This is a genomic window from Hufsiella ginkgonis, from assembly GCF_009834915.1.
In the GTDB taxonomy this organism is placed as follows: Bacteria; Bacteroidota; Bacteroidia; order Sphingobacteriales; family Sphingobacteriaceae; genus Hufsiella; species Hufsiella ginkgonis.
In genome coordinates this window covers 115,061-134,098 of record NZ_WVHS01000005.1, presented here as the reverse complement: position 1 = coordinate 134,098, position 19,038 = coordinate 115,061, and the positions used below count along the sequence as shown (strand labels likewise).

Genomic DNA, 19,038 nt, shown 5'->3' with positions numbered 1-19,038 from the left:
ATGGAGGGGGAATCAAGAAATATCTTCTGCGTTATCCAGGGACCGTTGCTTACCTTCGGGCAGGGGCCGAATAATTCCATAGAGGGATTTAATGCGATAAACACAGTAATAGCTAATGTCGCACAACTGGAACGCCGCCGTATTAAGTTCGTAGTTTGTACCTGGAGGTCCGACGAGCACTTGGTTGCAGAGGCGCCGTTTTTCCCCGCACCGAATATCCTGCTCGAATCGCCTTACCCCCTGGATGTCGATCATCGTTTTAAACATCATTACGCCGTGAAACAAGGCGTAGAGTTTCTAAAAGAAAGGTATCCGGTAAAATCTTCCGACATGGTCGTTAAGATAAGAACGGATATGAAGATGCCGGACAGCTTCTGGAATTGGCTGATGACCGATCCCGTGAGCCCGGAAAAGCTCCTCGTTTCGGAACTTTATCATCCGTTTTACCTGGGTGATTTCGTGTTTGCCGGAACGTGCAGCGTCCTTGACGATTACCTGTCAGTTATTACAGGCAGTTACCCGAAGTTATATCATCCGGGGATCGCGTTCGACCTCGGGTTAAAATACTTTTCACTGTTCGATCACCGGAAAAGACTGACTAATCCCCTTGTTAACCGCATTGCATTTAGCTTTTTTTCCGGCAGGCTGTCTGCGACGTGGGAAAAATTCATCGATGCTAAGTTAGTTACGCTGCCGGTTGCCATCTGGAATGAGATTCTATGGCGCGATAAACCGATGGACGGAGTGATAAAACCAGGTTATTTTCATTTTACGCCCGGACCTTACAACCACAGGTCTACGAATAAAGAGAGCGCCGGCACCTACAGGTACTTTGTACAGGCATACCGGGAGAAATTAGCCAGGCTTAACTATGGCAACCTTACTTTGTACGCGCTTTCGCTACTTAAAGGGCTGTGGCCGCTCCTGGAAAACATGCCCGATGCTGCCGTGCTTGCGTTAGACTATGATGATGGATCGCTGGCTAAATACCTTGCCTCCAAGGGCGTTAACTGCACGAGAATGAAAGTAGATCCCGCAGCGCCCCGGCTCGAGACCACGCTGCCAGTCAATACGATCCTGTTTTTCGGGCTGATCGAACGTATAGACGATCCTAAGGAGTTCATCCTCCAGTGTAAGCGCCTGTTACCCCAGGGCGGACGGCTGATCGCATGTATTTCGTACCACGGTCTTGCGAAAGAATTTATACTACGCATCACCGGACGTAAGCGCACGCAGCTAAACCGGATGTCTGAAAACGGCATAAAAAAATTCTGGACGCAGGAAATGGCCACCCGGTTATTGCAGGAGCAAGGTTTTAAGGTAACCGGTTTCAAAGGCAGGGGCCGTATACTTTATTTGTGGAACACGATGATCCTGAGCGCCGTAGCCGAATAAACAGGCGGCGCACGGTAATACGATAAAATGCGATTACCGATAACGGGTATGTACTTATAAAATAGAAGGCGGGAAATGGCTGATCTTTTAAGGATTAATTATCATAGGCTGAAAAATTACCTGGCATACAACAACTTTGTACTGGGAAGAACCGCCTGTCTCGGGCAGGACGTTTTTAATCTCAAGTTTAATAAAACAACCTCAGCTAAGGAGTTGATCAACATGCAGAAGGTTCGCGCCGATTTGTTCGTTGATCTTGCTAATGGAAAAGCCCGTCCCGCGGCAGCGGTAGTCGGGCCGTTCATCGCCCGCGATAATGTCTATCCTTTTATTGTTCAGCAAGAGAAGTTCGAATGGGGGCATCCGCGTAAAACCGCCGATTGGGTGCTTATCGACTCATTTTCGGAGCTAACGGACCAAAAGTTTACCCATCGTACTGAAGGATGGAGTTTTTGCGCCAATTATTCCGATCTTGATCATTCACCCGAGTTCATGTCGCTCTTCGAGAATAAAGGATTGTTGGACCCCGATGAGCTCGAGCAAACGTATGTTAATTTCTTCAGCACGATAAACCGCAGGTTCCCCGGGAAGAAAATCGTGTTCATTCATTTCCCAACCACATTGGACCTGCGTGAAAAATTCGTTGAGCGGGGCGATCGCATTGCGAAAGTGATTAACAGGTTAGCAGGCACGTTTAAATTAACGAACCTGCAAATAGACGCACGGGACGTGTTTCCCCATTCTGGCGACGATTTCGCGTATCACTTCAGTACCGAAACCCAAACTGCATTTCTTAATAAATGGAATCAAGCGCTATGATCATTATCAGTCACCGTGGTTATTGGAAAAGCGATGCGGAAAAAAACCGCTGGGAAGCCTTCGACCGGTCTTTCTCGCTGGGTTATGGCACCGAAACCGATCTCAGGGACCACCGCGAATCGCTGGTGATCTCGCATGACATGGCCAATGAAAGCGCCATTACTGCTGATGCCTTTTTCGAGCGGGCAACAGGAACTTACCCGTCGCTGCCCCTGGCGCTTAACATCAAAGCTGATGGGCTACAGGCAGCGCTCCGGGTTTTGCTAGATCAATACGCCATTACCGATTATTTTGTGTTCGATATGTCGATACCGGATACGCTGGGGTACATCCGCGCAGGTATACGATTCTTTAGCCGCCAAAGCGAATACGAGCCCCAACCGGCTTTTTACGAAGAATGTGCCGGGATCTGGCTGGATGCCTTTCAATCGGTTTGGTACGATGCGGCTGTAATCGAAGCACATGCGGCCAATGGTAAATCAGTAGCGATCGTATCACCCGAACTGCATAAAAGAGAACCTCTTGAACTGTGGAAGCTTTTGAAAAACAGCGGCCTGCATCATTCTGAAAAGGTGATACTTTGTACGGACTTACCCGAAGATGCGACACATTTTTTTTCGACCTATGAAAATTAAGGCTATTATTTTCGACATGGATGGGGTGCTTATCGAAGCCAAAGAGTGGCATTACGAAGCACTGAATAAAGCGCTGCAGCTGTTTGGCTCCGAGATCAGCCGATACGATCACCTGGTGACTTTTGACGGGCTGCCCACCAAAAAGAAACTCGAAATGCTAAGCATGGAGGGGGGCTTTCCCAGGAAGCTGCATGGTTTTGTAAACGAACTGAAGCAGCAATATACGATGGAGATCGTTTATGCAAAATGCAAGCCCATTTTTCAGCACCAGTTTGCCTTGTCGCGGTTAAAAAAGGAGGGTTACCGCATGGCCGTTTGTTCAAATTCCGTGAGGCGCTCGATCGAGATCATGATGGAGAAATCGGCGCTGGCCCCGTTCCTCGATTTCTATATTTCGAATGAAGACGTGGTGCATGGCAAGCCCGACCCGGAGATGTACATTAACGCCATCGCGCGTTTGGGCCTTCGGCCCGACGAATGTCTCGTTGTAGAAGATAACGACAATGGGATAAAGGCGGCGATGGCTGCCGGTGCGCACTTGCTTAAAGTCGAATCGACCGAGGACGTGCATTATTATAATATCACTAAAAGGCTGGAGGAGATAAACAATGCTTAAGATCGTTATTCCGCTGGCAGGCTCTTCGGAGCAGTTCTATAACGCCGGTTATGCCTACCCCAAGCCCCTTATCGACGTAAAGGGTACGCCGATGGTCCAGCTGGTAGTGGAGAAGGTTTCTGCAATAGCGGGAAACCGGCAGCTGATCTTTATCGTCCGTGAAGAAGACGCCCGGAAATATCACCTGGACAATACACTCCGGCTGCTGTCGCCCGACTGTGAAGTGATCAGGCTCAAAAAAGATACACGCGGCGGCTTATGCAGCGTGCTGATGGCCATTGATAAGGTTTCCGGTGAGGATGAGCTGCTGGTATTGAACGGTGACCAGGTGATAGATGAAGATTTTACCAGGATAATGGACCATTGGAAAGCCACCGGCGCAGAGGCTGGGGTGGTTACGTTTAAATCGGTACATCCTCGCTGGTCGTATGCCCGTATCGCGGACGGCGAAGTGGTGCAAACCGCCGAGAAAAACCCGATCAGCCAGCATGCCATCGCTGGTTATTATTACTTTGCCCGGGCTTCCGTGTTCTTTGAATGTGCCTTCAGCGCCATCAAAAATGACGTGCAAACAGACGGAAATTATTATATTTCACCGGTAATGAACGAATATGTATTGCTTGGCAGGAAGGTGATGAACTACCACATAGCCACCGGAAAATACCACTCCTTTTACTCACCACAAATGCTCAAGGATTTTGAATCAAAGTAAATCTCATGGAAATAGAAAAATATAACCTTGCCGATATGGTTAAGGGCTGGTTCGTTGGCAACTTTGAACCGACACTTTACCGGACCAACGACGTGGAAGTCGGCGTGAAACAGTATGCAGAAGGCGAATACGAAGCCAGCCACCACCACAAGATCGCCACGGAGTTTACAGTGATCGTTACAGGGGAAGTAGAAGTGAATGGAAAGCGCTATTCAGCAGGCGACATTTTAAAGGTTCCTCCCGGCACCTCCGCCAACTTCCGTACGCTGACGCCTGTAACCACTTGTGTAGTGAAGGTTCCCGGAGCCGGTAATGATAAATACGTAGACCCTCAATAAGAATGATAAATATAGTGATCCCCATGGCCGGCGAAGGAAGCCGGTTTGTAAAAGCCGGTTATGAAAAACCAAAGCCATTTATAGACGTGAACGGTAAACCTATGATCGTAAGAGTAATGGAGAACCTGGCTTATCCCGAAGCGCAATATATCCTGATCGGCCGCCGGGAGCATCTCGAGGCGGAGGCGGAATTGGTAAAGGAAATTTCCGAAAAATACAATGCTCGTTTCATCGCCATTGATAAACTGACGGAGGGCACCGCCTGTACCGTGCTGTTCGCCCGCGAATACATTAACAACGATACGCCGCTGGTGATCGCTAATTCCGACCAGCTGGTAGACATCAGCGTAAGGAAGTATATCGACGACTGTTTTGAGCGCGGTCTCGACGGTTCGATCCTCACGTTTACTGACCATGAGCTGAGCCCGAAATGGTCATTCGCCAGGCTGGACGCCGAAGGGATCGTTACCGAGGTGCAGGAAAAAAAACCCATTTCTGAATTTGCCACCGTAGGGATCTATCTCTTTAGTAAGGGCAGCGATTTTGTGGACGGGGCAATCGACATGATCGTGAGTAACGACCGCGTAAATAACGAATTTTACACCTGTCCCGTATATAATTATACGATCAGGAACGGGAAAAGGACGGGCATTTATAACATGGAATTCTCTGAAATGCATGGCCTGGGAACGCCCGGGGACCTCGATAAATATTTAGCGCTGCCGTAATGGGATTTCTTCATCGCATGTTCGATCACCTGGTCCGTTCTCCGCGGGTAAACAAAAAAGTGTTGCTGGAGAGGTTGGTCACGTTGAACGGGCAGGCGGAAGGGAATTTCTATACGCTTAATACCAGGCCGGTAACCACCGGCGACATTTACGTGGGTAAAAGCGGTTTGACCGGCCGGCAGGCCATTGTGATGCAGGGTCCTTTGCTCCTTCATGATGACTTTACGTACCAGACACTGGCATTGTATGCGCGGCAAATCAGCCCCGGGCTGGTCATTCTTTCTACCTGGACTACTGAGGATGCCGCCACCCTTAACCGGGTGCGGGCGCTTGGCGTCACCGTAATAGTTAGCGAGCCCCCCGCGTATAACGGTAACCAAAACATTAATTACCAGGTGGTAAGTACGCTTGCAGGTATGACGCATGCGCGGGATGCCGGTGCAGACCACGTACTTAAAACGCGCACAGACCAGCGGATCTATTCCACCCCGGTCCTGCGGTTGTTTAACGATATGCTGGAGGCCTTCCCTGCCGCAGGGCCGCAAAAATACGGGCGCCTGGTAATCACCAGCCTGGGAACGATCAAGTACCGGTTATATGGCGCCGGCGATATGATCATGTTCGGCGCAATTGCCGACATGCTGAACTACTGGACGATAGCTCCCGATACACGCGTGCTGAAGTTAAAAGACGCCAATGCATATTCGATCGCCGAATTCTCTAAATTGAGACTGGGTGAGCTGTACTACTGCAGCCATTATTTCGAAAAGATGGGTCATACCCTGGATTGGACCCTGCGGCAAAGCTGGGAACTGATGGCGAAATACTTCTGCGTGATCGACCATTCGCAGCTCGACGTGTACTGGCCAAAATACGATCTGCGCACCGAGTTCAGGTTCAAATATTACCAAGTGCATTCCCTGCAGCAAATGACCTTTGCTGACTGGTTATCCTTATATTTAAATAAAGTAACAGATTTCCCCGAAGCTTACCTGGAAAGTGCGTTCGGGGAAAAAATCCCCGGGGTATTATAACATGGTCATGAGGATAATAAAATCATTGCTTACAAGGATCCTTGGGCTCAATAAGCCGCTGGCAGTGGGCACGAAGAATGAATCCACCCGTGTTGACTGGATCCGCGGGAACCTGGCCAGGATCCCCAAAGGTGCAAGGATACTGGATGCCGGCGCGGGCGAACAGCAGTTCCGTAAATTTTGTGGTCATTTAACGTATGTTTCGCAGGACTTTGCCCAATACGATCCGAAGGAATACAACAGCGGGTTGCAGATGGCTGCCTGGGATTACGGCAAACTGGATATCGTTTCTGATATCGCCGCTATCCCGGAGCCCGATCATTCTTTTGACGCGGTGATGTGTACCGAAGTTTTCGAGCACATCGTCAATCCGCGCGAGGCGATCTCGGAATTTTCGAGACTGGTTAAACCGGGAGGTTACCTGCTTATTACCGCTCCCTTTTGCAGCCTTACCCATTTTGCCCCTTACCATTATTATACCGGCTTTAACCGTTTTTTTTATGAAAAGGAGCTGGGCGCCAAAGGGTTCGATATACTGGATATCCAGGCAAACGGCAATTTTTTCGAATATGTAGCGCAGGAGGTGCGCAGGATCGGGCATATTGCCTCTCTTTACTCAAAAGATGGTCTTACACAAAAAGAAATGATCGCTGCGAATGTGCTGTTAACGGCCCTGCAGCGGTTTTCGGACAAAGATACCCGATCGTTTGAGCTGCTGAATTTTGGCCTCCACGTGTTTGCACAAAAAAAGAACGACCGCCATGAAATATGATAGAGACGAATATGTAAAGCAACCCAGCCCCATCGGGGAGGAACTGAAGCTGCTGTTCGGTGGAGCTGCGCAGCTGGTTTTTTTTGAAATAGGAGCTTGTGAAGGCGAAGATTCTATAAAATATTCCCGGATGTTTCCCCAGGCCACGATCTATGCGTTCGAGCCCCTCCCGGGAAATATGAGTATTATCCGGCGCAACCTGGAAAAATACGGGATAACGAACGTCATTCCGCAGCCGTTCGCACTCTCGGACGCACCCGGAGACGCGGAGTTTTTTGTATCTTCCAGTACCAGGCAGCCGGCAAACGAAAACTGGGATTTCGGTAATAAATCCAGCTCATTGCTGCAACCCGACAAACACCTCGAGCTGGTCGACTTTATCGAATTCACGGATCGGATTAAAGTCAAACTGTCTACCATCGCGGATTTTTGCCTGCGGCATAACCTGTCGTCTGTCGACTTCATTCATATGGACGTGCAGGGTGCTGAGTTGCGGGTGCTAAAAGGTGCCGGGGAGTTTTTGCGGTCGGTAAAGGCGATCTGGCTGGAAGTCTCCAAAATTCACTTGTATAAAGATCAGCCGCTTGCAGGCGAGATCTATTCGTATATGACCGCCAACGGATTCGTACTGGTAAAAGACGAAACCGACGCCGTAACCGGTGACCACCTATATGTAAACGCCACCTATGTTGATCCTGCAATTTTCCCTCAACCGCCTGTGGTACGCAACACTTTTTTAAGTTTACTGCGCGGTAAGATCAGGTCATTGCTTTTTTCGCACAGGAAATGATTGTCGTTACGCTATTGGGCGGGCTCGGAAACCAGATGTTCCAGTATGCATTTGGCCGGCACCTGGCGATAAAGAACAAGTCCAGGCTGGTAGTCGATCTTTCGATGCTGCTGGCCCGCAACCCCGAAATCGATTATACCTTTCGTGAATTTGAGTTGGATGTATTCAACGTCAGCTTCAGCAATTTTAACGATGTAAGAAATACCTTTGGCTATCGTTTAGCGCGTAAGCTTAAACAGGTGACTTACCTGAATGAAGACGGCAAACCATTCGACCCGGCCTTATTGCAGATAAAGGGCGACGCCCACCTGATCGGGTACTGGCAAACGGAGAAATATTTTGCGGAGGTGAGCGATGTGTTAAGAAACGACTTTACCTTCAAAATACCCCCGGGACCGGGATCGCAGCATGTGATCGACGCCATTGTACATTCAAATGCGGTGGCCATACATTTCCGGAGAGGCGACTATGTTTCGCTTCCGTCGGCTTCCATTCACGGTGTATGTTCGCCCGATTACTACCGCCAGGCCATGGCATACATAGAAGCAAACGTGGTAAATCCTCATTATTTTATCTTTTCAGACGATATACCCTGGGTGAAAGCGAACATCACCTTTCCCGGCCAGCATACCTTCGTGGAAGGCAACGATGGGAAAAAGAGCTTCGAAGACCTTCGCCTGATGTCGCTGTGTAAACACAACATCATTGCCAACAGTAGTTTTAGCTGGTGGGGAGCCTGGCTGAACGCCAATAAGCGGAAAATTGTCGTCGCTCCTAAAGCATGGTTCCGCGACCCTTCCGTGAACGCCAGCGATTTAATTCCCGAAACATGGATCCGCATCTGAATCCCTTGGTCAGCATCGTGATGCCGGCTTACAATGCGGCTGCGTTCATAGAAAGCGCTATCGAAAGCGTTATCCGCCAGAGCTGGCCAAACTGGGAACTGCTGATCATAAACGACGGCTCTACGGATGAAACCGCCGCTATCGCCACGCGATATGCCTCCGCCGACGCGCGGGTGAAACTGATCACCCAGGAGAACAAGCGCCTGGGTGGCGCCAGGAATACGGGCTTGCGGGCGGCAGCAGGGCAGTGGATCGCTTTTCTCGACGCCGACGATCTCTGGGTGCCTGTAAAGCTCGGACGGCAACTGGAGGCAGGCAGGTTGCATCCCGAAGCCGATGTTATTTATTCCGGCGGCTGGACGTTTTATAACGGCGATATAAACAACTGCGAGCCATATCCCACGATAGCCGGGTTGTTCGGTGCGGCAGAAATGTATCGCCTGCAATACCAGTGGAATTATATTCCCGTACTTTCAGTGATCTTTAAACGGGAGCTGCTGCAGCGGATCGGCCTGCAGGAAGAGGTGATACAATGTTGCGAGGACTGGGACTACTGGCTTCGCATGGCGCGGGCCGGCGCATGCTTTCTGGGCATGGAAGATCGCTTGTTCTATTATCGCAGGCACGATTCAAACATGTCGGGAAACCAGCTGAATATGCGGCTGGCACAAGCTTCCATCTTTTTAAAGAATTTCGACCCGGCGGCCTTCAGCGGAGCAGCATGCAGGCAGATCTTCGAACCGCTCATTCACCCGCTGATCATCGATCTGTTAGCCGCCGGCAGAAAGCAGGATGCGGTGTATATTTACACCAGGCAGCAGGAAACTTTCCCCTCGGCAGTTAATTTCATACATTACAGGCTAATCACGCTGATCGGCAAGCGATGGTATCCGCTGGTTACCGCGGTTAGCCGGCCAAAATTCTTTTTTAAAATGAGATACCTCAGGTTATTTGGTAAAACCCCGGCAGGCCCCCATGCCATGGTTTTTCAGAACAATCCCGGCGTAACATTGGGTGCTTCGTTTAATATCGGCAAATCCAGGAATGTTAAATTATTCGGTGATGAATTCAAGCTCGTCATCGGGAATAACGTAGAGATGCGCGAGTTCTGCAGCATTCATATCCAGGACAAGGGAACGCTTACCATCGGCGACCGGGTGTTCTTTAACAACTACTGTTCCATAAACTGCCTTTCTGAGATAACCATCGGCAGCGGCTGCCAATTCGGCGAAGGCGTGAAGATCTATGACCATAACCACGCATATTCCAGGCCCGACCCCGCATTGCTGCAGGAAAGGTTATTCGTGGAAAAAGATAAATTTACGCTCGGTAGCGTCAAAATCGGGAAGAATTGCTGGATAGGCAGCAACGTAACCATTTTAAAGGGTGTCGAAATCGGCGATAACGTGATTGTCGGCGCTAACTGTCTTGTGTATAGATCTGTCCCGTCCAACAGCGTGGTTAAACATGCCGAAACTATTATCATCGACCGCCTATGACCGCTGTAGCCCCGGGAAATAAAGCGAGCGTGCTTTTTGTAAGTCATGACGCATCGCGTACGGGCGCCCCCATCGTGTTGCTGGAATTCCTGGCCTGGTTAAAAGAACAGGAGGACATAACGCTTACCATCCTGTTAAGGCGTGCGGATGGCGACCTGCTTACCGCCTTCGAATCGATTGCTCCAACGTATCGTCCCGTTTTCCCGGGTAAGTGGGAGCGCAGGTTCCGCAAACTGGGAGCCAGCTTTTTGGGTAACCAGGAAGCGGATGTTATCCCTGAGGCGCTAAAGTCGAAGTCGTTCGACCTCGTTTACCTGAATACCGTAGTATGTCTCGACCTGGCGCCACGTCTCAAGGAATTGTTCCGTTGCCCGGTGATCTGTCACGTTCACGAAAATGAATATACACTCCACACCTTTTACAGATCTCATACCCTGCCGCGAAACCTGCAGCCGGTAGACCATTTCATAGCCGTTTCAGAAAGTACCAGGCAGGCGCTGATCGGCCAATTATCGGTCGCGTACGAAAAAATCAGCCTGGTGTACGAGTTTATTAATCCCGAACGGATTAAAACCGCTACCATCGCCGCTGCGGATATAAAACGCTCATTAGAGATTACCAGCGAACTGATCATCGGCGGCAGCGGTATCGCCGGTTGGCGAAAAGGGACCGACTGGTTTTTGCAACTGGGATTATTGCTCGGTAAGCTGCGCCCCGGGCAAATAAAAATGATTTGGGTAGGCGAGATCGGCGATGAAATCGAAGGACAGTTGAAATACGAGGCATCGCGGCTCGACATCGACCGGCATTTTATCTTTACCGGGACGAAGCAGCAGCCGCAAAACTATTTCCAGCTCTTTGATGTATTTGCGCTTACCTCCCGCGAAGATCCGTTTCCGTTGGTGGCCATCGAGGCGGCATCCATCAAAAAACCGGTGATCTGTTTCGATAGGTCGGGCGGCATGGCCGAAGCGATTTCTCACAGGCAGAATGGATTGGTGGTGCCTTACGGCGATGTGGAGGCCATGGCGGCGGAGATCATCCGTATCCTCGACAACCCTGTGCTGCGACATCAAATGGGCGAAGCTTCAGGCAAACTGGCAGAAAAATACGAGGTGCGCCTCGCCGGCAAAAAGCTCCTGGGCATTATCCGGCAAACCATTAACGCTTATCCATGGAACCGGTAGTATCAGTAATCGTCCCCAATTATAATCACGCAGCTTTCCTGCAGGAACGCATCGATTCGGTGCTTGGCCAAACGTTCCAGTTCTTCGAGCTCATTATCCTCGACGACTTTTCTGCCGACCAGAGCAGGGAGGTGATCGAACGGTATCGCGGCCACCCGAAGATCAGCCATATCGTGTACAACGACAGCAATGGCGGCTCTCCATTTAAACAATGGGAAAAAGGCATCGGCCTTGCCAGGGGCGAATATATATGGATTGCCGAAAGCGACGACTGGTGCGAGCCGACCTTGCTGGACAACCTGGTAATAGGCCTCCGGCACGGGGAGAATTGTGTGCTCGGATACGTGCAGTCTACGCTTGTGGGCCGTACCGGCGAAGTGCTTAAACGTACCAGCCACCGCAAATTAAGCGAGTACTTTGCCGGACCGGATTTCATAGCTACCTGTCTGTTTCCTTACTGCCTGCTTTGTAACGCGAGCATGGCCCTGTTCAAAAGGTCGGCTTTTTACGGCGTTTCTAACAGGTATTCGTCCTTTAAGATGTGCGGCGACTGGATTTTTTGGACGGAGATCGCCCGGCAAGGTAATGTATTCGTATCCGGGAAATCCCTTAACTACTTCCGGAAACACGACGGGGATGTGAGCACGGCTATGTACGCTACCGGGCAAAGTTTCGTGGAAGAGATCAGGGCCTTATCGCTGCTCAGATCCGCAGGCCTGATTGATTACGACCTGTTAAAAAAGTCCCTGGCACCCCGGTACGTCCAGTACCTGGGCTTGAAGAAGAGGTTCCCCGCCGGGGTACAACAGGAGATCGAAGCGACATTTTTTGCGGGTATCCGCAGCGGCGATGCCAGGCGGATTTCAATGAGCGCACGTATCGCACTCTTAAAAGCCAAAACGGCAAGGAGGCTGGGCTTATGAGAAAGTACTTGCTTATTTTGTCGTTAGCGGCTAACTTCCTCTTTGCAGCCCATTTCGCCTGGAAACGAGCCGCCAACTACTACGCGCGCACGCGCGATACGTCTAAAGACTCGATGGTGACCTTCACTTACAACAAGTATAAGGTGCTGGCGCAGCGCGAAGCCTACTACCGGTTCTTTCCCATCCGGAGCACCGATATCGTGTTTGTTGGCAACAGCCTTGTCGAGTCGTTCCCGGTTACCCCTATGTTTAATTCGCTGAAGGTTCAGAACCGCGGTATTGCCGGGACAAATACCGGCGAATTACTGGCAAGAATAGATTCGATTGCCGCACCGCGGCCTGAAAAGATCTTTATCATGGACGGTATCAACGACATCGGGCAGCGGGTAAGCCGAGAGAAAACCATGCGTAATTTCGAGGAGATCATCCGGCACATTCAGAAGCTATCGCCACGGACCAGGATCTATGTGCATTCTATTCTTCCTGATAACAACCCGGGAACGGTAGCCGTGATTAAGGGATATAACGACCAGCTCCGCACGATCTGTGCCAGGTACCAGGCAACCTATATCGATATTTTCCCGTTGTTTTTAGATGGTACACAGATAAAAAAGAAATTGACGCTGGACGGCGTACACCTCACGCTGGATGGCTACGTGGTGTGGAGAAACGCGGTTTTAAAGTACGTGAACGAATAACAGGATGACCAGGGTTTCAATCATCATGCCCGCTTATAATGCGGCCAGGTACCTGGCACAGGCGATTCAAAGCGTGCTCGATCAGACGTTCAAAAACTGGGAACTGTTGGTGGTGAATGACGGGTCTACGGATGAGACCGCGACCATCGCCCTGGCGTATGCCTCCTCAGATAGCCGTATAAAAGTATTGAACCAGCACAATCAAGGGCAGGGCAGCGCCCGGAACGCCGGGATAAGTGCTGCCACGGGCGAATGGGTCGCATTCCTGGATGCAGACGACCTCTGGCTGCCGCAGAAGCTGGAAGTCCAATGGAGTTTCCTGGAAAAGGCTAAAAATGTCGATGTGGCCTTTTGCGCCGGTTGGCAATTTGAAGGAACGAACCGGGAGAAGACCGTTCTTTACGATATTCACGCAGGCTATTTCGAGCCCGAAGCGATGTACAAGCTGGAATATACCGGCAATTTTGTGCCGATCTTGTCCGTGTTGCTTTCACGCGAAATAATTGAGCGGACAGGGTTGCAGGATGAGTGTGCAGCCATGAGAGGTTGCGAAGATTGGGACTACTGGATCCGCCTGGCTGCCAGGGGCGCGCGTTTTTACGGGATGCCGGAGCGGCTTTTTTTATACCGGCGGCATGATACCAATACCTCAGGCGATCAAAGCCGGATGCTGATGGCGCAGCTATCGGTATTTGTAAAAAACTACGAGCCTCACCGGTTTTCGATAGCTGAAAAACGACGCGCTTTTGTACCGCTGCTTAATTCGCTTTTTATCGTCCTCGTCTCGTCGGGGAGAAAGGCCGAGGCACGGGATGCCATCCGGTCTGTGTCGAATATTTTCCCCGCGTTGGCTGCCTGGTACCTTTTCCTGTTAAGATTTTCGGGCAGTAAAACGGTAGGGGGTTTTAAACTCGCTCATAAGATCTACCTTAAAGCGGAAAAACTTTTAACAGGGGAAAGGAAGGGTGATTAACCATATGCCGAAAGTATCTATCATTATGCCGGCATACAATTCCGCAAGGTACCTGCGGGATGCCATTCAAAGCGTCCTGGGTCAGAGCTACCGGGATTGGGAACTGCTTGTCATCAATGACGGTTCTACGGATGATACCCGCGCCGTCGCCGAATCGTATGCTGCAGCCGACGAACGCATAAAACTGGTGAATCAACCCAACCAGGGCCAGGGTAACGCCCGCACAAACGGGTTTGGCATTGCCACGGGCGAATGGATCGCGTTCCTGGACAGCGATGACCTCTGGGATCCCGGCAAGCTGGAGAAACAGCTCGCCCTCGCCCGGAAATTTCCGCATATCGATTTTATCTATACCGACGGATGGAAGTTTTCCGGCGACCATATCACTTCCAATAACCCTTACACCACCATTACCGGTGAATTCAGCGCAGGTGAAATGTACAAACATCAATACCGCGAAAACTTCATCGCAAACCTGTCGGTACTTGTTAAACGCACCATTGTTGGCAGAGTAGGCGCGCAGTGTGACGATTATTGCGAGGATTGGGATTACTGGCTGAGAGCGGCCCTTGCGGGAGCGACATTTTACGGGATGCCGGACCGCTTATTCTATTACCGGCGGCACCCGGAAGGCTCATCGGCCAATAGCGTCAGGATAGCTGTTTGTAAGGTGAAAATTCTCGCAAAAAATTATGTTCCGGGTAAGCTTACCGCGAAAGAGACCAGGCGGGCGTTTATCCCGGTGCTTAACGATTTGTTTCCCACGCTGCTCCGCACCGGACGGAAAGAGGAAGCATTTCAACTGGTGGATTTGATAGCCCCCATCCTCCCGGGGCATGCCAAATGGTACCGCTTATTAGTATCTTTAGCCGGCAAGGTTACACTGCCGCTATTTGTCAGGGGAAACCGTATTTATAAAAAGTTCGGGAGAACCTTCGGAAGCAAAAGGAGGGTAGTAAATTGATAGTTGCATGAAACGGACTTTTATCAGGTTGTGTGCTAAATTGCTGGGTATCCTGGCATACAAGCGGAAACAGCTCGAGATCCTTCATCTCAGAACGCTTCCGGGAACAGACATTCATGAGAGCTTTTACGTGCAGTCGGGCACGTTCTTCAATATTAAGGGAAAGATTAAACAATTAAGTATCGCCAGGAACGTAATGGCCCGTTGTTCCTGTAATTTCATGATGTACCCGGACGCTGTGCTGATTATTCACGAAAATGTATTTTTTAATAACTATTGTTCTGTGAATTGCCTCGGGCTGGTGGAAATCGGCGAGAATACCCTGTTTGGCGAAGGAGTGAAGATCTACGACCATAACCACACCTACGATTACAGCGGGCAGGGCGTGCTTAATATAGCCCGCGACGATTTTAAGATCGGCTCCGTACGCATCGGCAAGCATTGCTGGATTGGCAGTAACGTAATTATCCTCAATAACGTGGTAATAGGTGATAACGTAATTATTGGCGCCAATTGTTTGATTTTTAAGGATGTTCCGGCTAACTCGATCGTAAGATCCACGGGCGGGACCTCCATACAGGAGCGTGCGCCGGAAAAATGAAAGTAACGATCATCAGCACCACAGATGAAGGAGGCGCCGGTTACGCAGCAAAGAACCTGTACCTGGGTTTTTTGGCGGCCGGTATCGGGGTGAGCTTTTTAACCGTAAGGGATTTTCAGCAGCCCTCGCGTAACCCGCTGAAGCGGCTGTACAACTGGTGGCTGGTGCGAAAAAATATCCTCGACAATTTTAAACTTCAGCAGGACCCGCCACCCGGGTATGACTACTTTACCTTCGCAAGAACCGGCTACCGCAATATTCATAAACATCCGCTGGTGAAAAATGCCGATGTGCTGAATATTCACTGGATCAGCAACATGGTAGATTATCCCAGCTTTTTCCGGAAGCTCGGCAAACCCGTGATATGGACGTTACACGATACCAACCCTTTTACGGGCGGCTGTCATTATAATTTTGGCTGTGAGCTGTTTAGGGAAACCTGCGCAAGTTGTAAACAGCTTTCGGCGCCTGTGAGAGATTTCGCGGCAAAAGACAATCTGCGCGTAAAGGCGGAGAGCCTGGTTACGCTCCAACCCGCCAGGACAATTGTCGTATCACCTTCGCGATGGTTGAAGTCACTTTCAGAGAAGAGTGCGTTGTTCAGTCGGTTCAGGCATGAAAATATACCCTATGGCATCGATACGGACATTTTTAAGCCGCACGATCGCGATGCTGCACGCACGAAGCTCGGCATTTTACCGGGCCAGTTTGCCGTGCTTTTCGTGGGAACCTCGCTAGCAGAATATCGCAAGGGGTTTGATGCCGTCCTGGGGTTGAAGGCGTTACTGGCAGATGAGCCTGGTATCGTTTTCCTCGCTGCCGGGAAAGCGGCCATGCCCCGTGAGGGTATAATTAACCTGGGTTTCATAGCGGAAAAGGACGCAGTGGCGCAAGCTTACACAGCCGCAGATTGCTTTTTGATCCCCTCGCGCGAAGATAACCTGCCCAATACTATGTTAGAAGCATTGTGCTGCGGCTGCCCGGTCATAGGCTTCGCCGCAGGTGGGATCACAGACGCCGTAATCCATGGCGTGAACGGCTTCACCGTGGCGAAAAACGACCTCGCTGCGCTTAAAATGCACATCTTGCGGCTGAAAGAAAACCCTGAATTACTTAACCGTGAAGCCATCGCCGCCGCCGCAGGCCGCAAATACGCGCTGTTAAACCAGGCAGAAGCTTACCTTGAGCTGGCGAACATCATCAGGTAGCGCTACCGCAGCAGATAGGAGCGGTTATTACTTTAAAATTAAGGCTCAAATTCGGCGAATCCGTATCTTCGGATTTTTAGGGGCCGGAAAGAGATCGTTAAGTTATTCATGAAAAAAAAGCTACTCGTAACAGGTTCTTCAGGACTAATAGGATCAGAAGTTTGTGTTTATTTCGCAAGTCTCGGATGGGAGGTGCATGGGCTCGACAATAACCAGCGCGCCGTTTTCTTTGGTCCGCAGGGCGATACCCGGTGGAACCAGCAGCGCATTGCGGGGCAGCTGGGGGCCTCGTTCCGTCACCATGAGCTCGATATCCGCGACCGTAGCGGCGTACTGGCGCTCTTGCGCGAAATAAGGCCCGATGCCGTGGTACATGCCGCCGCACAACCGTCGCATGACCGCGCCGCGGCCATCCCTTTCGACGATTTTGATACGAATGCCGCCGGTACCCTCAACCTGCTCGAAGCAGTGAGGCAGGCCTGCCCGGAGTCGCCTTTTGTGCACATGTCGACCAACAAGGTGTATGGCGACAGGCCCAATACCATCCGGCTTACCGAGCTCGAAACCCGCTGGGATTACGCAGATCCCCACTACGCCAATGGCATCACCGAGGATTTCCCGATAGACCAGAGCAAGCATTCCCTGTTTGGCGCCTCAAAAGTGGCCGCAGATATAATGGTGCAGGAATACGGGCGGTACTTTAATATGCCCACCTGCTGTCTTCGCGGAGGATGTTTAACCGGCCCTAACCATTCAGGGGTCGAGCTGCACGGCTTTCTCAGCTACCTCGTTCAATGCAACCTGGAAGGGCGGGAATACAAGATATTCGGCTACAAAGGCAAACAGGTGCGCGATAACATCCATTCTTATGATGTGGCCCGTTTTATCGGTGCGTTTGTCAATACGCCGCGTGTGGCGGAAGTGTATAACCTGGGCGGCGGCCGGGCAAACTCCTGTTCTATCCTCGAAGCTTTCGGTATTGCCGGGCAATTCTCAGGAAAACAGCAGGTATACCGCTACGTGGACGATAACCGCATCGGCGATCATATCTGCTACATTTCCGATCTTTCGAAATTACGCACACATTACCCGGATTGGGATATCAGCATCTCGTTAACTGAAACCATCCGCCAGATCGTAGCATCCTTGAAAGTACGTAATGCTTAAACTGCTCTCCTTTCAGCCATTTTCGCTTTACGCGAATGGAGGCGGCAACCGGATCCTCAGGCGCCTGTACCAGGGGAAAGAACAATATGTTACTTCCCTTGCCGTACATGCTTCTTTTGTAAAGCCGGGAAAGGGCCCGGTAAACGAAATACTTGTTGATGCGGTACCCATTGCCCGCACCTGGGCCAGGTGGAAACTGCGCAGCCTGCTCACCTGGCTGCGCAACCATGCCTTTAAGCGGTATACGATCAGCCGGATCCGGCAAGCCGCCGCTGCAATTGAGTATGATGTGCTGCACGTGGTCAATCATGGACTGTTCTCTGCAGCGCTTTGTACCCCCGCATTTTATGAAGGGAAGCAGCTGTGGGTATCTTTCCATGATCATTATATCGAAATAAGAAGCCCGTTTGAAGATACACAGCTTCTTTGGAACAAAGCAGACAGGAGGCTGGTGATCTCGGAAGCCTTGGGTAGGAAATACCAGCAGATCTTTGGTAACAAGCCCTATGAAATTATTACCGACGGCGTGATGAGCGGCGAAATCAGGCCTCCGCTGCCGGTGATCACCAACCCGGTAACCATTTATTTCGCCGGGTTGCTGCACATGACTTATTTGCCTTTATTCGCCGTGCTTGCCGACGCCCTCGACGCACTTACGGCGGAAGGCAATTCGTTTAAGCTGGTTTTGCGCGGCACACAGGACCTTCCGTTTATTAACAACCGGGCCTTCGAAGTAGACTACCGGCCCGTAACGCTTGATAATACGGTCCTTAAAGAGGAGCTGGACACTTCGGCCATCCTGTACCTGCCGATAAAATTTACCAGCCCCGAGTTTTACCTTTACAGCCTGTCTACCAAGATGGTCGGTTACCTGGCCGCGCCCGGCGCCATATTGTATCACGGGCCAGGCGATAGTGCGGCTTGCAAGTTATTGGAAGCGTCCCCTTGCGGGGTATGCTGCCATACGCTGGATAGCGGGGAGCTTTCAGGCAGTATCCGCAAATTGCTGCGCCAGGGAACACTCGTATCGGCAAATGCCAAAGCGCTGGCCCTGGAGAGATTCGGTTTTGAAAACATCCAGCAAAGATTCTGGCATCATGAAGTATGATGTTTTGTAGTTTATATATTCATTAT

General features: G+C 50.7%; 21 protein-coding genes. All 21 read left to right on the top strand.

From position 1 onward, the window contains the following. The 21 genes from GS398_RS19365 (at nucleotide 1) to GS398_RS19265 (ending at nucleotide 19,012) form a co-directional block, all read left to right on the top strand. Nucleotides 1–1,395, top strand: coding sequence for a class I SAM-dependent methyltransferase (locus GS398_RS19365; RefSeq protein ID WP_160908475.1), 1,395 nt, complete (start codon nucleotides 1–3; stop codon nucleotides 1,393–1,395). A 75-nt stretch (nucleotides 1,396–1,470) separates the two neighbouring features. After that, nucleotides 1,471–2,214: a hypothetical protein gene (locus tag GS398_RS19360; RefSeq protein WP_160908474.1), complete on the top strand. Its 744-nt coding sequence runs from the start codon at nucleotides 1,471–1,473 to the stop codon at nucleotides 2,212–2,214. Continuing rightward, complete coding sequence (locus GS398_RS19355) at nucleotides 2,196–2,849, top strand: PI-PLC domain-containing protein (protein ID WP_237488257.1); 654 nt, start codon at nucleotides 2,196–2,198, stop codon at nucleotides 2,847–2,849. The genes GS398_RS19360 and GS398_RS19355 overlap by 19 nt, the downstream gene beginning before the upstream one ends. Continuing rightward, entirely contained in the window at nucleotides 2,839–3,465 is a 627-nt protein-coding gene (locus GS398_RS19350; protein WP_160908473.1) for an HAD family hydrolase, read from the top strand. The genes GS398_RS19355 and GS398_RS19350 overlap by 11 nt, the downstream gene beginning before the upstream one ends. Further along, nucleotides 3,458–4,177, top strand: coding sequence for a glycosyltransferase family 2 protein (locus tag GS398_RS19345; protein WP_160908472.1), 720 nt, complete (start codon nucleotides 3,458–3,460; stop codon nucleotides 4,175–4,177). The genes GS398_RS19350 and GS398_RS19345 overlap by 8 nt, the downstream gene beginning before the upstream one ends. Before the next feature lie 5 nt (nucleotides 4,178–4,182). Then, on the top strand, nucleotides 4,183–4,515 hold the full coding sequence (locus GS398_RS19340; RefSeq protein ID WP_202406142.1) for a cupin domain-containing protein: 333 nt from the start codon (nucleotides 4,183–4,185) through the stop codon (nucleotides 4,513–4,515). Nucleotides 4,516–4,517: 2 nt separating this feature from the next. Then, entirely contained in the window at nucleotides 4,518–5,243 is a 726-nt protein-coding gene (locus GS398_RS19335) for a glycosyltransferase family 2 protein (protein ID WP_202406141.1), read from the top strand. Beyond that, the gene (locus GS398_RS19330; RefSeq protein WP_160908471.1) at nucleotides 5,243–6,277 is read left to right on the top strand and encodes a WavE lipopolysaccharide synthesis family protein; all 1,035 of its coding nucleotides are present in this window, start codon (nucleotides 5,243–5,245) and stop codon (nucleotides 6,275–6,277) included. The genes GS398_RS19335 and GS398_RS19330 overlap by 1 nt, the downstream gene beginning before the upstream one ends. A 7-nt stretch (nucleotides 6,278–6,284) precedes the next feature. After that, on the top strand, nucleotides 6,285–7,049 hold the full coding sequence (locus tag GS398_RS19325) for a class I SAM-dependent methyltransferase (RefSeq protein ID WP_202406140.1): 765 nt from the start codon (nucleotides 6,285–6,287) through the stop codon (nucleotides 7,047–7,049). Continuing rightward, entirely contained in the window at nucleotides 7,039–7,839 is an 801-nt protein-coding gene (locus GS398_RS19320; protein ID WP_160908469.1) for an FkbM family methyltransferase, read from the top strand. The genes GS398_RS19325 and GS398_RS19320 overlap by 11 nt, the downstream gene beginning before the upstream one ends. Further along, nucleotides 7,836–8,684 (top strand): alpha-1,2-fucosyltransferase, encoded by an 849-nt coding sequence (locus GS398_RS19315; protein ID WP_160908468.1) that lies wholly within the window; start codon nucleotides 7,836–7,838, stop codon nucleotides 8,682–8,684. The genes GS398_RS19320 and GS398_RS19315 overlap by 4 nt, the downstream gene beginning before the upstream one ends. Continuing rightward, nucleotides 8,669–10,183 carry a glycosyltransferase gene (locus GS398_RS19310; RefSeq protein WP_160908467.1) on the top strand — a complete coding sequence of 505 codons (1,515 nt, stop codon included), beginning with the start codon at nucleotides 8,669–8,671 and terminating at the stop codon, nucleotides 10,181–10,183. The genes GS398_RS19315 and GS398_RS19310 overlap by 16 nt, the downstream gene beginning before the upstream one ends. After that, nucleotides 10,180–11,370: a glycosyltransferase family 4 protein gene (locus GS398_RS19305; RefSeq protein WP_160908466.1), complete on the top strand. Its 1,191-nt coding sequence runs from the start codon at nucleotides 10,180–10,182 to the stop codon at nucleotides 11,368–11,370. The genes GS398_RS19310 and GS398_RS19305 overlap by 4 nt, the downstream gene beginning before the upstream one ends. Then, nucleotides 11,358–12,293 carry a glycosyltransferase family 2 protein gene (locus tag GS398_RS19300; RefSeq protein WP_160908465.1) on the top strand — a complete coding sequence of 312 codons (936 nt, stop codon included), beginning with the start codon at nucleotides 11,358–11,360 and terminating at the stop codon, nucleotides 12,291–12,293. The genes GS398_RS19305 and GS398_RS19300 overlap by 13 nt, the downstream gene beginning before the upstream one ends. Further along, nucleotides 12,290–12,991: a GDSL-type esterase/lipase family protein gene (locus GS398_RS19295; RefSeq protein ID WP_160908464.1), complete on the top strand. Its 702-nt coding sequence runs from the start codon at nucleotides 12,290–12,292 to the stop codon at nucleotides 12,989–12,991. Before GS398_RS19300 ends, GS398_RS19295 begins: the two co-directional genes overlap by 4 nt. Nucleotides 12,992–12,995: 4 nt before the next feature. Further along, nucleotides 12,996–13,964 carry a glycosyltransferase family 2 protein gene (locus tag GS398_RS19290; RefSeq protein WP_160908463.1) on the top strand — a complete coding sequence of 323 codons (969 nt, stop codon included), beginning with the start codon at nucleotides 12,996–12,998 and terminating at the stop codon, nucleotides 13,962–13,964. Between the two features lie 4 nt (nucleotides 13,965–13,968). After that, nucleotides 13,969–14,928 (top strand): glycosyltransferase family 2 protein, encoded by a 960-nt coding sequence (locus GS398_RS19285; RefSeq protein WP_160908462.1) that lies wholly within the window; start codon nucleotides 13,969–13,971, stop codon nucleotides 14,926–14,928. Between the two features lie 7 nt (nucleotides 14,929–14,935). Next, nucleotides 14,936–15,529 carry an acyltransferase gene (locus tag GS398_RS19280; RefSeq protein WP_202406139.1) on the top strand — a complete coding sequence of 198 codons (594 nt, stop codon included), beginning with the start codon at nucleotides 14,936–14,938 and terminating at the stop codon, nucleotides 15,527–15,529. Then, complete coding sequence (locus GS398_RS19275) at nucleotides 15,526–16,737, top strand: glycosyltransferase (RefSeq protein ID WP_160908461.1); 1,212 nt, start codon at nucleotides 15,526–15,528, stop codon at nucleotides 16,735–16,737. The genes GS398_RS19280 and GS398_RS19275 overlap by 4 nt, the downstream gene beginning before the upstream one ends. 108 nt (nucleotides 16,738–16,845) lie before the next feature. Continuing rightward, a complete protein-coding gene (locus GS398_RS19270) occupies nucleotides 16,846–17,904 on the top strand; it encodes an NAD-dependent epimerase/dehydratase family protein (RefSeq protein WP_160908460.1) in 1,059 nt (352 codons plus the stop codon). Then, complete coding sequence (locus tag GS398_RS19265) at nucleotides 17,897–19,012, top strand: glycosyltransferase (protein WP_160908459.1); 1,116 nt, start codon at nucleotides 17,897–17,899, stop codon at nucleotides 19,010–19,012. Before GS398_RS19270 ends, GS398_RS19265 begins: the two co-directional genes overlap by 8 nt. The last annotated feature ends 26 nt before the right edge of the window (nucleotides 19,013–19,038 follow it).

Bases quoted from the DNA above. Each gene is read 5' to 3' on its own strand.
- GS398_RS19365 (WP_160908475.1), top strand. From the start codon at position 1: ATGGAGGGGGAATCAAGAAATATCTTCTGCGTTATCCAGGGACCGTTG.
- GS398_RS19360 (WP_160908474.1), top strand. From the start codon at position 1,471: ATGGCTGATCTTTTAAGGATTAATTATCATAGGCTGAAAAATTACCTG.
- GS398_RS19355 (WP_237488257.1), top strand. From the start codon at position 2,196: ATGGAATCAAGCGCTATGATCATTATCAGTCACCGTGGTTATTGGAAA.
- GS398_RS19350 (WP_160908473.1), top strand. From the start codon at position 2,839: ATGAAAATTAAGGCTATTATTTTCGACATGGATGGGGTGCTTATCGAA.
- GS398_RS19345 (WP_160908472.1), top strand. From the start codon at position 3,458: ATGCTTAAGATCGTTATTCCGCTGGCAGGCTCTTCGGAGCAGTTCTAT.
- GS398_RS19340 (WP_202406142.1), top strand. From the start codon at position 4,183: ATGGAAATAGAAAAATATAACCTTGCCGATATGGTTAAGGGCTGGTTC.
- GS398_RS19335 (WP_202406141.1), top strand. From the start codon at position 4,518: ATGATAAATATAGTGATCCCCATGGCCGGCGAAGGAAGCCGGTTTGTA.
- GS398_RS19330 (WP_160908471.1), top strand. From the start codon at position 5,243: ATGGGATTTCTTCATCGCATGTTCGATCACCTGGTCCGTTCTCCGCGG.
- GS398_RS19325 (WP_202406140.1), top strand. From the start codon at position 6,285: ATGAGGATAATAAAATCATTGCTTACAAGGATCCTTGGGCTCAATAAG.
- GS398_RS19320 (WP_160908469.1), top strand. From the start codon at position 7,039: ATGAAATATGATAGAGACGAATATGTAAAGCAACCCAGCCCCATCGGG.
- GS398_RS19315 (WP_160908468.1), top strand. From the start codon at position 7,836: ATGATTGTCGTTACGCTATTGGGCGGGCTCGGAAACCAGATGTTCCAG.
- GS398_RS19310 (WP_160908467.1), top strand. From the start codon at position 8,669: ATGGATCCGCATCTGAATCCCTTGGTCAGCATCGTGATGCCGGCTTAC.
- GS398_RS19305 (WP_160908466.1), top strand. From the start codon at position 10,180: ATGACCGCTGTAGCCCCGGGAAATAAAGCGAGCGTGCTTTTTGTAAGT.
- GS398_RS19300 (WP_160908465.1), top strand. From the start codon at position 11,358: ATGGAACCGGTAGTATCAGTAATCGTCCCCAATTATAATCACGCAGCT.
- GS398_RS19295 (WP_160908464.1), top strand. From the start codon at position 12,290: ATGAGAAAGTACTTGCTTATTTTGTCGTTAGCGGCTAACTTCCTCTTT.
- GS398_RS19290 (WP_160908463.1), top strand. From the start codon at position 12,996: ATGACCAGGGTTTCAATCATCATGCCCGCTTATAATGCGGCCAGGTAC.
- GS398_RS19285 (WP_160908462.1), top strand. From the start codon at position 13,969: ATGCCGAAAGTATCTATCATTATGCCGGCATACAATTCCGCAAGGTAC.
- GS398_RS19280 (WP_202406139.1), top strand. From the start codon at position 14,936: ATGAAACGGACTTTTATCAGGTTGTGTGCTAAATTGCTGGGTATCCTG.
- GS398_RS19275 (WP_160908461.1), top strand. From the start codon at position 15,526: ATGAAAGTAACGATCATCAGCACCACAGATGAAGGAGGCGCCGGTTAC.
- GS398_RS19270 (WP_160908460.1), top strand. From the start codon at position 16,846: ATGAAAAAAAAGCTACTCGTAACAGGTTCTTCAGGACTAATAGGATCA.
- GS398_RS19265 (WP_160908459.1), top strand. From the start codon at position 17,897: ATGCTTAAACTGCTCTCCTTTCAGCCATTTTCGCTTTACGCGAATGGA.